Source organism: Streptomyces sp. NPDC058964 (assembly GCF_042741275.1).
Taxonomy (GTDB): domain Bacteria; phylum Actinomycetota; class Actinomycetes; order Streptomycetales; family Streptomycetaceae; genus Streptomyces.
Map to the genome: position 1 here is coordinate 1 of NZ_JBHYKH010000314.1, position 10499 is coordinate 10499.

The following is a 10499-nucleotide window of genomic DNA, read 5'->3' on the forward strand; positions in this document are numbered from 1 at the left end:
CCGCCCCCCGACAGGGCGGGGCGGGTGGGTGGGGGGCGGGCGGGGGGGGCCGGCACGCCCCCCCCCACCCCCTACAAACACACCGGGCCCCCCCCGCCTTTAGACGCGGGGGGGGGGCCCCCTCGCCGTGGTCCGCTCAGCCCTTCCAGGCGCGCGCCACCCTGCCGTCCCGCACCTCGAAGTTCAGCCGCCCCACCCGGTACTCCATCGTGATGATCGCGCCCGGCGGCAGCGACCGGACCGACGACCACCCCCGCTCGCGGGCGAGCCGCTCTGCGCTCGCCGCGTCCAGGCCGACGTACCCTTCCGGGCTGTCCTTGGGCTCCGCTGACGGAGTGGGAATCGGTGCCATGCCGCCACGCTAGGCCCTGTCCGGCGAGCACGGAAGCCGGAGGCCCCGCGAGCGGCTCGCGGAACGCACACGTCCCTCTCCGGTCACGCTTCTGTCACAGGATCACGACACGTGGCTCGGTTCGACTCCATCACACGAACGAGCGGTTGGGTACGCCTTCCCGGTGCATTCGAACGTAATTCCCGTGTGTCGGAACGGCTCTCGAAATAAGGCGGCGGAAAGCGCCCGGAGTACGGGTCGCGGACTGTCCCCGGTCGGCATTGCATTCCGAATGCACCGGGCGCCCTGGAAGCTGACACCACATAAGAGTTTCACCGCTCCGACACAGAACCCCCCAACGTCCCGGACCCGGGCTCACGGCGGCACGGCCTCACCCGGTCCGCTCCAGAGCGCGCGACAAGCGGTCCCGGGCCGTTCTGATCGCCTCGCTCAGTCCGGCGGGCTCCAGCACCTCGAACTCGAACCCCATCATCATCACGTGAATGACCATCACGTCGAGATCGGCGGCGCCGGTGCGCAGGACGCAGGCGTCGGCCCCGTCGGCCTCCAGGGTCCCGGCCGAGGGCGAGATCCGCTCGGCGGCCCGGGCCAGGGGCACCAGGAGCCGGACGGCGGCCTGGGCGGCGTACGCGCGCGTGGAGACTCCCCGGGACACGTACGCGGCTAGGTCCTCGGCGGGCGGCTCGCGCGGGGTGAAACGCGGGCCGTGCGGAGGCTTCGGGGCGATGCGGTCGGCCCGGAACGTTCGCCAGTCCTCGCGGTCGAGGTCCCAGGCGACCAGGTACCAGCGGCGCTCGGTGCACACCAGGCGGTGCGGTTCGACGGTGCGGCGGGTCGTCGTGCCCTCGTGGCCGCAGTACTCGAAGCGCAGGCGTTCCGCGTCCCGGCACAGGTGGGCGAGTTCCGTCAGCACGGCCGGGTCGACGGCGGAGGGCTCCGGTCCGCGCAGCATCGGCACCGTGAACGCGTTGAGGGCGCCCACCCGGCGGCGCAGCCGGCCGGGCAGCACCTGCTCCAGCTTGGCCAGGGCCCGTACGGAACTCTCACCGATGCCCTCGACGCCCTGTCCGGCGGCGGTGCGCAGGCCCACGGCGACGGCGACCGCCTCGTCGTCGTCCAGCAGCAGCGGCGGCAGTTCGGCCCCCGCCCCCAGCTGGTAGCCGCCGCCGGTGCCGGGGCTGGCGTTGACCGGGTAGCCGAGCTCGCGCAGCCGGTCCACGTCCCGGCGCACCGTGCGCGGAGTGACCCCGAGCCGTTCGGCGAGCTCGGCACCGGACCATTCCCGGTGGGCCTGGAGGAGCGAGAGCAGGCGCAGCAGTCGTGCCGAGGTCTCCAACATGGGGCCGAGTCTGCCAGCCGTCGCGGACAGCCACTGTCCTCATCGGGACGTGCAGGGCAGTTGCGCAACGTCGAAGCGGGTGCGGTTCACGTCGCCCTGCGAGACCCGGCCCCAGCGGTCCTCCCAGCGAGCCCCCGACAGGCACGCCCGGCGCGTCCTGGGCGGTTCGGCAGCGGCTCGAACCGGACGGGGAGCAGCGGGCCGTCGGCGGTGCACGCCCGGCCGGAGTTCGTGTACGAACTGCAACTGCGCCGCGGGACGGTGGTGTTCGCGGGCAAGGCGGGTGGACGGACGGCCCGCCCCTGAGGCGCGGAGGCGACGGACGCAAGCGCCCCACCCGGTCGCCGACCGGGTGGGGCGTCGTGCCCGGGACAGGGGGAGCGGCTCAGAGCGAGAGGCGCTGCCCGGGCACGATCATGTCGGGATCACCGCCGATGACGGACTTGTTGGCGGCGTAGATCCGCTGCCAGGTGGTCCCGTGCCGGGCGGCGATGCCGCTCAGCGTGTCGCCCTCGCGGACGGTGTAGTCCCCGCCGGACGCGGGACGGGACGTCCCGCGGGTCGTCCGGCCCGTCGTGCGGTCCGGCGCCTTCGACGGCTGCGACGTCTTCGACGGAGCCGCCTTCGTGGTGTTCGTGCTCCTGGAGGCCGTCGTTCCGGAGGAGGCCGCCGTGGGTGCGGCGCCGTACGCTCCGGCCCGTGCCGAACAGGTCGGCCACGCGCCCCAGCCCTGGGCGTGCTGGACCTTGGTGGCGACGGCTATCTGCTGGGTCCTGGTGGCCCCGTCGGCGGTCGGAGCGTAGGCCGATCCGCCGTAGGCGCGCCAGGTACCGGCGGAGAACTGGAGTCCGCCGTAGTAGCCGTTGCCGGTGTTGATGTGCCAGTTGCCGCCGCTCTCGCACTGGGCGATGCGGTCCCACACTCCGCCGTCCGCCGCCGCGGCGTTGCCGGTCGCGGCCAGCAGTCCGAGCGGGGCGAGCAGGGCCGCCCCGGCGAGGACCGCCGTCGTGCGCGCCCTGCGGGAGCCGTCGCCCCGGGCGCTGTCGTCACGAACGTTGTTGCGAGTGGTATCGGCACATTCGGACATGGAATTCCCTCTCCACGAACCCGGGGTCCCCCAAGGCGGGGCGCGATCGCCGCGCATGGACGCGGTCGCTCGCGCTCGCCCCGTCCGCCTGAGCCGGTGCTGCGATCTTGCTTGCCTGGTGCGCGGCCGGCGGACGTACCCGAGCGGTGCTCGTTGCACACGGCGGAGGAATGTACGGAGCGCGATGAGCCCGCATCAACCAACTCCTTGTCATTCCAGGCCAGTTCGCCGTTACCGCGGGTATCGGCGACTTCCGGTCACCCACTTCGTTCGCCGATTTCCTGATTTGTCGACCAGGGCGCGCGATGACCTGTGACCCACTTCACCGAACCAAGTTCCTTTGGCGTCCACAGAGTTGACTTGGAGTGGGCGATTCCGCACCGCCCGTGACCCTGTGCGGCGGATGGTTCGATTCCGTTCCCTTCGGGGCGTGACTCCCGCCACAGATCACCCGTTGTCTCCTTCATGAGCCCGGAACCCCCCGGGGCTCACGGACCGGGAGCCACCCGGCCCTTCACGCACCGCATCCCGAGGGAGCAACCCGTGCCGCGCATGCTCGACGTCAGTGACGCCGTACGCGCCGAGATCGGCGACGAAGAAGCCGACCGGCTGCTCGCCGGAGAGAACGCCCCGGGCAGTTACGACTGCACGTCCTGCCGCACCCCGGGCGACTCCGAGCAGGAGCGCACCAGCACCGTTCTGTTCATCGGGGACGAGACCGCCGTCCTCGCCTTCGCCCACGCCACCTGTCTGCCCTCGCAGGTCGTCCAGGTCACCGAGGAGCAGCTGCGGGGCGCGGTCCGCTCCATCAACGGCGACAGCGCCCCCGGCGGTGAGGCGCACAGGGCCGTGCCCGAGCAGGCCGTGCTCGGCGTCACCAGCGGACTCGTCCTGATCGCCGGGGAGTTGCACCCGGCGCTCGTCGTGGAGCCGACCACGCCGATCGTGCGGCCCGGCGCGTCGGGCGAGGGCGACGACTTCCTGCCGCTGCTCATCGAGCAGGGGTACACGCCCGTGACCGATCTCGGCTCGGCGCCCCCGGTACTCCACGGCTGGTCGGTACTGCTGGCCGTGGGCCAGCTGCACGCCGTGCTCCAGCCCGGCACCAACGGCGGGCAGCCCGTGGCCTGGTGGCAGGCCCACCAGCCGCTGCAGGTCACGGACGGCTGGCGGGCCGCGGCGAACAAGCACCAGCAGGTACTGCTGTTCGCGGCTCCGGTGGGCTCCATCGGACGTCAGCCCCGCGAGGACCTGCTGCGGGACGCGCTGGACAAGGCGGCGGCCAACGGGAAGCTGGTCGCGGCGGCGCTGCCGCTCGCGGGCACCTGAGAACAGCGCGACCCAGCGCCCCCGAAGGGGCAGTCCGCGACCGCATCCCTTCCAGTGTCCGGTCGTTTGGACATACGTGCACGCATACGACGTTTCCCCCCGCCGTCCGTCCTTCTCCTCGATCCCGTCCGCGCGGGCGGGACAGGAGGCTCTGGCTGTGCCATCGGCCACGCCCATCTACGACACGCTCTACGCGGAGTGGGTGAGGAGCTTCCGGACACTGCCGGGCGATCGCACCGGCGAGGAGGAGCTGGGGTTCACCGCCTTCGGGCTCGCCCCGCACAGAACGGGCGCGTACGGGACGGGGTCGTACGGAACGACGTCGCACGGGACGGCTTCGCACGGCTCGAACTCGTACAGCGCGTACAGCGCGGGTGCGTACAGCGCCCGCCACGGCACCGGGCAGCAGCAGGCGCAGTGGCAGCGGGTCGGAACCATCGGGCGGCATGACAGCACGGGGATGCACAACGTTCCCGCGGCCCTGCCACCGGGACCCCGCCGGGGTCTGTGACATACGCGAAGGGCGGCCCTTGACCAAGGGCCGCCCTTCGCTCGTGCTCACTTCTTCTTCGTGCCGCGCTTCTCGCGCACCCGCACGGAGATGTGGATCGGCGTCCCCTCGAAGCCGAACTCCTCGCGCAGCCGGCGCTCGATGAAGCGGCGGTAGCCCGCCTCGATGAAGCCGGAGGCGAACAGGACGAAGCGCGGGGGCTTGGTGCCGGCCTGAGTGCCGAACAGAATGCGCGGCTGCTTGCCGCCCCGGACCGGGTGCGGGTGGGCCGAGACGAGTTCACCGAGGAAAGCGTTGAGACGGCCGGTCGGTACGCGCGTCTCCCAGCCCGCCAGGGCGGTCTCGATCGCCGGGACCAGCTTCTCCATGTGCCGGCCGGTGCGCGCGGAGACGTTGACCCGCGGCGCCCAGGCGATCTGGGCGAGCTCGGTCTCGATCTCGCGCTCGAGGTAGTAGCGGCGCTCCTCGTCGAGGGTGTCCCACTTGTTGTAGGCGATGACCATGGCACGGCCCGCCTCGACGGCCATGGTGATGATCCGCTGGTCCTGCACCGAGATGTTCTCGGAGGCGTCGATGAGGACGACGGCGACCTCCGCCTTCTCGACGGCGGCCGCGGTGCGCAGCGAGGCGTAGTAGTCGGCGCCCTGCTGCAGGTGGACGCGCTTGCGGATGCCGGCCGTGTCGACGAACTTCCAGGTCACACCGCCGAGTTCGATGAGCTCGTCGACCGGGTCACGGGTGGTGCCGGCGAGTTCGTTGACGACGACCCGCTCCTCGCCCGCCACCTTGTTCAGCAGCGAGGACTTGCCGACGTTCGGGCGGCCGATCAGCGCGATGCGGCGCGGGCCGCCGACGGCGGTGCCGAAGGTCTGCTCGGGGGCGTCCGGCAGCACCTCGAGGACGGCGTCCAGCATGTCGCCGGTGCCGCGGCCGTGCAGCGCGGAGACCGGGTGCGGCTCGCCGAGCCCGAGGGACCACAGGTAGGCCGCGTCGGCCTCGCCGCTCGGCCCGTCGACCTTGTTGGCGGCCAGCACCACGGGCTTGCCGGCCTTGCGCAGCAGACGTACGACCGCCTCGTCGGTGTCGGTCGCGCCGACCTTGGCGTCGACGACGAAGACGACCGCGTCGGCCGCCTCGATCGCGTACTCGGCCTGGGCGGCGACGGAGGCGTCGATGCCGAGGACGTCCTGCTCCCAGCCACCGGTGTCGACGACCTTGAAGCGGCGGCCCGCCCACTCGGCCTCGTAGGTCACGCGGTCGCGCGTGACGCCGGGCTTGTCCTCGACGACCGCCTCACGGCGGCCGATGATCCGGTTCACCAGGGTCGACTTGCCGACATTCGGGCGGCCGACGACAGCGAGCACGGGCAGCGGGCCGTGGCCCGCCGCCTCGATGGCGCCCTCGACGTCCTCGATGTCGAAGCCCTCTTCCGCGGCGAGCTCCATGAACTCCGCGTACTCGGCGTCGCCAAGCGCTCCGTGGTCGTGCTCGCCGAGCGAGCCCTCGGAGTGGATGTCGTCGTTCATGAAGTCCGTACCTCGTTCATCGTGGTGATCGGTGGAACACCCGGTCAGGAGTGATCCACTACTCAGTGTCGCCTAGCGCCCGGTCAGGCGCCTGGCGTTTTCCAGGTGCGCGGTGAGCTGCTTCTGGATGCGCTCGGTCGCCTCGTCCAGCGCCTTGCGCGTACGTCGTCCGCTGCCGTCGCCCGCCTCGAAGGGGTCGCCGAAGACGACGTCGACGCGGGAGCGCAGCGGGGGCAGCCCCTTGGTCAACCGGCTCCGCGTCTCGGAACTTCCCAGCACGGCCACCGGAACGATGGGCGCTCCGCCGCGGACCGCGAAGTACGCGAGCCCTGCGCGCAGCGAGGCGAAGTCGCCCTCGCCGCGAGTGCCCTCCGGGAAGATGCCGAGCACTCCCCCGGCCTCCAGCACGCCCAGCGCCCGCGCGATCGCCGTACGGTCGGTGGTCTCGCGGTCCACCTTCAGCTGGCCGATGCCGGTCAGGAAGGAGCCGAGCGGGCCGACGAACGCCTCCTTCTTGATGAGGAAGTGCGTCGGCCGGGGCGCCACGCCCATGACCATCGGGCCGTCGATGTTGTGGGAGTGGTTGACCGCGAAGATCGCCGGGCCGGTCGCGGGCACCCTCCAGGCGCCGAGCACGCGCGGCTTCCACAGTCCGTACATGAGGCCGACGCCGATGCGCCGCCCCACCTCGGCGCCCCTCGCCGACGGAGCCTCGGTCACTTCCCCGCCCGCTTCTCCTCGACGAGGGTGACGACGCACTCGATGACCTGCGGCAGTGTGAGGTCGGTGGTGTCCACCTCGACCGCGTCGTCCGCCTTGGCGAGCGGCGAGGTCTTGCGGCTGGAGTCGGCCGCGTCACGCTTGATCAGCGCCTCGCGGGTGGCGTTGACGTCCGCGCCCTTGAGCTCGCCGCTGCGGCGGGCGGCTCGGGCCTCCGCGGAGGCGGTCAGGAAGATCTTCAGGTCGGCGTCCGGCAGCACGGTCGTGCCGATGTCACGGCCCTCGACCACTATGCCGACCTCGGCGGAGACGGCCAGGGAGCGCTGCAGCTCGGTGATCCGGGCGCGCACCTCGGGCACCGCGCTGACCGCGCTGACCCTGGAGGTGACGTCCTGGGAGCGGATCGGGCCGGCGACATCGGTGCCGTCGACCGTGATCGTGGGGTTGGCCGGGTCGGTGCCCGAGACGATCTCCGGCTTTCCGGCGACTGCGGCGATCGCGGAGGGGTCCTCCAGGTCGATGCCGTTGTTCACCATCCACCAGGTGATCGCCCGGTACTGGGCCCCGGTGTCCAGGTAGCTCAGGCCGAGCTTCGAGGCCACGGCCTTCGACGTGCTCGACTTGCCCGTGCCGGAGGGGCCGTCGATCGCGACGATCACGGGCTGGGCGGTCCGGGCGGCACCGTTTTCCACGGGGGGACACCTTCCTGGTGCGGGGTGGTGGGTGTGTGGGACGCGAGGGCGCCCCGCACAAGGTTACTGGGTGCGCGTCCCTCGTCCGGACGCGCGAGGTGCCGAGAGACGACTCCCCCGCGTTCCGGCCCGCTCCGCCCAGCCCGTCCGGCGCTCGAGGACGAGGCCGTTCAGGCCGAAACGGGGGGCTCGGGGCGGCTGCCCCCAGGTACGGCCACCGGGGCCGGGTGCCCTACTGCCGGATCGCCCAGCCCCGCTCCCGCAACGCAGCGGCCAGCGCCACCGCCGCCTTCGGCTCCACCATCAACTGCACCAGACCGGCCTGCTGCCCCGTCGCGTGCTCGATGCGGACGTCCTCGATGTTGACCCCGGCCCGCCCGGCGTCGGCGAAGATGCGGGCCAGCTGGCCCGGCTGGTCGTCGATGAGCACGGCGACCGTCTCGTAGACCCGCGGCGCGGTTCCGTGCTTGCCGGGTACCCGGACCTGCCCCGCGTTGCCGCGCCGCAGCACGTCCTCGATCCCGGCGCTGCCCTCCTGCCGCTTGGCCTCGTCGGAGGACTGCAGGGCGCGCAGCGCACGGACGGTCTCGTCGAGGTCGGCGGAGACGTCGGCGAGCAGGTCGGCGACCGGACCGGGGTTCGCGGACAGGATGTCGATCCACATCCGGGGGTCGGAGGCCGCGATCCGGGTCACGTCCCGGATGCCCTGGCCGCACAGCCGTACGGCCGCCTCCTCGGCGTGCTCCAGGCGCGCGGCGACCATGCTGGAGACCAGGTGGGGCATGTGGGAGACCAGGGCGACGGCGCGGTCGTGGGCGTCGGCGTCCATGACGACCGGCACCGCCCGGCAGTGCGAGACCAGTTCCAGGGCGAGGTTCAGCACCTCGGTGTCCGTGTCCCGGGTGGGCGTCAGCACCCAGGGGCGGCCCTCGAAGAGGTCACCGGTGGCGGCCAGCGGCCCCGACTTCTCACGGCCCGACATGGGGTGCGTGCCGATGTAAGAGGACAGATCGAGGCCCAGCGCCTCCAGCTCGCGGCGCGGGCCGCCCTTGACGCTGGCCACGTCGATGTAGCCGCGGGCCACACCCCGGCTGACCGCGTCCGCGAGGACGGCTGACACGTGCGCGGGCGGGGCGGCGACGATCGCGAGGTCGACGGGACCCTCCGGGGCCTCGTCCGTGCCGGCGCCCAGCGCCGCCGCCGTACGCGCCTGCTCGGGGTCGTGGTCGTCGAGGTGGACGGCCACGCCCCGCTGGGACAGGGCGAGCGCGACGGACGTACCGATGAGCCCGGTGCCGATGACGAGTGCGGTCCTCACTGGGCGATGTCCTTGCGCAGGGCGGCGGCCGCGCCGAGGTAGACATGGGCGATGCCGGCGCGGGGCCGGTCCGACTCGATGTGCGCGAGGACCCGCACGACGCGGGGCATGGCGCCCTCGATGTCCAGTTCCTGGGCGCAGATCAGCGGCACGTCGACGATGCCGAGCTTGCGGGCGGCGGCCGCCGGGAAGTCGCTGTGCAGGTCGGGGGTGGCCGTGAACCAGATGCTGATCAGGTCGTCCACGGTCAGCCCGTTGCGGTCCAGGATGGCGGTGAGCAGGGCCCCGACCTGCTCGTCCATGTGCCCGGCCTCGTCCCGCTCCAGTTGGACGGCGCCCCGGACCGCTCGTACCGCCACGGCGCTGCTCCTTGCTGAGATGCGTATCGGCTCTTGGTCCGGCCAGCCTAGTCAGGGCGGGCCGGGCCGGTGTTCCGCGCCCGCCCGCTGAGACGGTCACGGCGTGCGGGGAACCGTCCCAATGTCACCCAGATCGCCCTATTCCGCTACTTGGTGTGAGAACACCCCCGTGCGCCTCTTTACGCCGGGGGCACCGGTCCGCTCTCATGACAGGAAGCCCGCCTCGGGGGAGGCTTGTCATGAAGCGACCCGGACCTTTGCTGACCCTGCTCGCGGGTCTGCTGCTCGGCCTGTTCATGTTGACGCTCAATGCGACGAACGGGACCAAGAACGCGGCGTCCACACGCAAGGAGCCGCCGGCCACCAGGCCGACCGCGGCCGTGAAGTCACCCACTCCCACCGCGTCACGGCTGCCGACCGCCGACGCCTCCTACGCGGGCCGCACGGACGACGACTCGTCCTCGGTCGCCGTGACGATCCGCCGCGGGAGGGCGATCGCGTACTTCTGTGACGGCCACAGGAAGGAGTCGTGGCTGAAGGGCGACGTCGAGGGCGACGGCAGCATGCGGCTGACGGGACGCGACGGCGCCGAGCTCGACGGCAGGATCCAGGAGGGCGAGCGGATCCGCGGCACGGTCGGCATCGACGGCGGGCACTACGCCTTCACCGCGGCCAAGGCGGTCAAGCCGTCAGGGCTCTACCGGGCGACGGCCAGCGTGCGCGGCGCGAAGGTGGACGGCGGCTGGATCGTGCTGCCCGACGGCCGGCAGGTGGGCATCCTCAGCCGCGACGGCAAGGCCGGGCCCGCGCCCCGCATCGAGCCGGCGACCGGCGCGGTCACGGTCGACGGCGAGCGGCTTACGGCACGTCCCGTGACCCCCTGACCCCGTGATCCGAGGGAGCCGATCATGACCGTCGACCCGAACGCCGCCACGCAGGGCTTCCCCTCGCCCGACGCCCGCTCGCACCCGGCCCGCTACCTCGTCCCGGCGCTGGTCGCCGCCGCCGTGGCGGTCGGCCTCGGTGTGTACGGCAAGGTCCACCACCCGGCGGGCACCTCCTTCAATCTCGCCGGGTTCAGCAGCACGGGTGCCGTGAAGTCGTGGCTGGCGACCACCGCGGTCTTCTTCGCCGTGGTCCAGCTCGTCTCGGCGCTGATGATGTACGGGAAGCTGCCCGGGCCGCGCGGGGCGCCCGCGCTGCACCGCTGGTCGGGCCGGGTGGCGTTCCTGGTGGCGGTTCCGGTGGCGGTGCACTGTCTGTACG

The 10499-nt window shown here is 72.3% G+C and carries 12 protein-coding genes; 4 read left to right on the plus strand and 8 right to left on the minus strand.

Annotation, left to right across the window (positions count from 1 at the left end; translation table 11 throughout):
- Positions 1-136 precede the first annotated feature (136 nt).
- The 3 genes from ACFW2E_RS30625 to ACFW2E_RS30635 form a co-directional block, all read right to left on the minus strand.
- Positions 137-352: an I78 family peptidase inhibitor gene (locus ACFW2E_RS30625; protein ID WP_384470318.1), complete on the minus strand. Its 216-nt coding sequence runs from the start codon at positions 350-352 to the stop codon at positions 137-139.
- 370 nt (positions 353-722) lie between these two features.
- The gene (locus ACFW2E_RS30630; protein WP_384470319.1) at positions 723-1691 is read right to left on the minus strand and encodes a helix-turn-helix transcriptional regulator; all 969 of its coding nucleotides are present in this window, start codon (positions 1689-1691) and stop codon (positions 723-725) included.
- Between the two features lie 385 nt (positions 1692-2076).
- On the minus strand, positions 2077-2778 hold the full coding sequence (locus tag ACFW2E_RS30635; protein ID WP_384470320.1) for a transglycosylase family protein: 702 nt from the start codon (positions 2776-2778) through the stop codon (positions 2077-2079).
- A 543-nt stretch (positions 2779-3321) separates the two neighbouring features.
- On the opposite strand from ACFW2E_RS30635, the gene ACFW2E_RS30640 reads away from it, so the two are divergent.
- Complete coding sequence (locus ACFW2E_RS30640) at positions 3322-4107, plus strand: hypothetical protein (RefSeq protein ID WP_384470321.1); 786 nt, start codon at positions 3322-3324, stop codon at positions 4105-4107.
- A 76-nt stretch (positions 4108-4183) separates the two neighbouring features.
- The gene (locus ACFW2E_RS30645) at positions 4184-4618 is read left to right on the plus strand and encodes a hypothetical protein (RefSeq protein WP_384470322.1); all 435 of its coding nucleotides are present in this window, start codon (positions 4184-4186) and stop codon (positions 4616-4618) included.
- A 47-nt stretch (positions 4619-4665) separates the two neighbouring features.
- Here ACFW2E_RS30645 and der read toward each other — a convergent pair whose 3' ends face one another.
- The 5 genes from der to aroH form a co-directional block, all read right to left on the minus strand.
- On the minus strand, positions 4666-6144 hold the full coding sequence (der, locus tag ACFW2E_RS30650; protein ID WP_384470323.1) for a ribosome biogenesis GTPase Der: 1479 nt from the start codon (positions 6142-6144) through the stop codon (positions 4666-4668).
- A gap of 72 nt (positions 6145-6216) precedes the next feature.
- Positions 6217-6864 carry a lysophospholipid acyltransferase family protein gene (locus tag ACFW2E_RS30655; RefSeq protein ID WP_384470324.1) on the minus strand — a complete coding sequence of 216 codons (648 nt, stop codon included), beginning with the start codon at positions 6862-6864 and terminating at the stop codon, positions 6217-6219.
- Positions 6861-7556, minus strand: a complete 696-nt coding sequence (gene cmk, locus ACFW2E_RS30660) for a (d)CMP kinase (protein ID WP_384470325.1) — start codon at positions 7554-7556, stop codon at positions 6861-6863. The genes ACFW2E_RS30655 and cmk overlap by 4 nt, the downstream gene beginning before the upstream one ends.
- 232 nt (positions 7557-7788) lie before the next feature.
- Complete coding sequence (locus ACFW2E_RS30665; protein ID WP_384470326.1) at positions 7789-8874, minus strand: prephenate dehydrogenase; 1086 nt, start codon at positions 8872-8874, stop codon at positions 7789-7791.
- Positions 8871-9233: a chorismate mutase gene (gene aroH, locus ACFW2E_RS30670; protein WP_384470327.1), complete on the minus strand. Its 363-nt coding sequence runs from the start codon at positions 9231-9233 to the stop codon at positions 8871-8873. The genes ACFW2E_RS30665 and aroH overlap by 4 nt, the downstream gene beginning before the upstream one ends.
- Positions 9234-9472: 239 nt before the next feature.
- On the opposite strand from aroH, the gene ACFW2E_RS30675 reads away from it, so the two are divergent.
- Together ACFW2E_RS30675 and ACFW2E_RS30680 are read left to right on the plus strand one after the other, a co-directional pair.
- Complete coding sequence (locus ACFW2E_RS30675; RefSeq protein WP_384470328.1) at positions 9473-10117, plus strand: hypothetical protein; 645 nt, start codon at positions 9473-9475, stop codon at positions 10115-10117.
- Between the two features lie 24 nt (positions 10118-10141).
- Positions 10142-10499, plus strand: a 358-nt coding sequence (locus ACFW2E_RS30680; RefSeq protein ID WP_384470329.1) for a DUF6529 family protein, incomplete at its 3' end; no start/stop codon positions are given.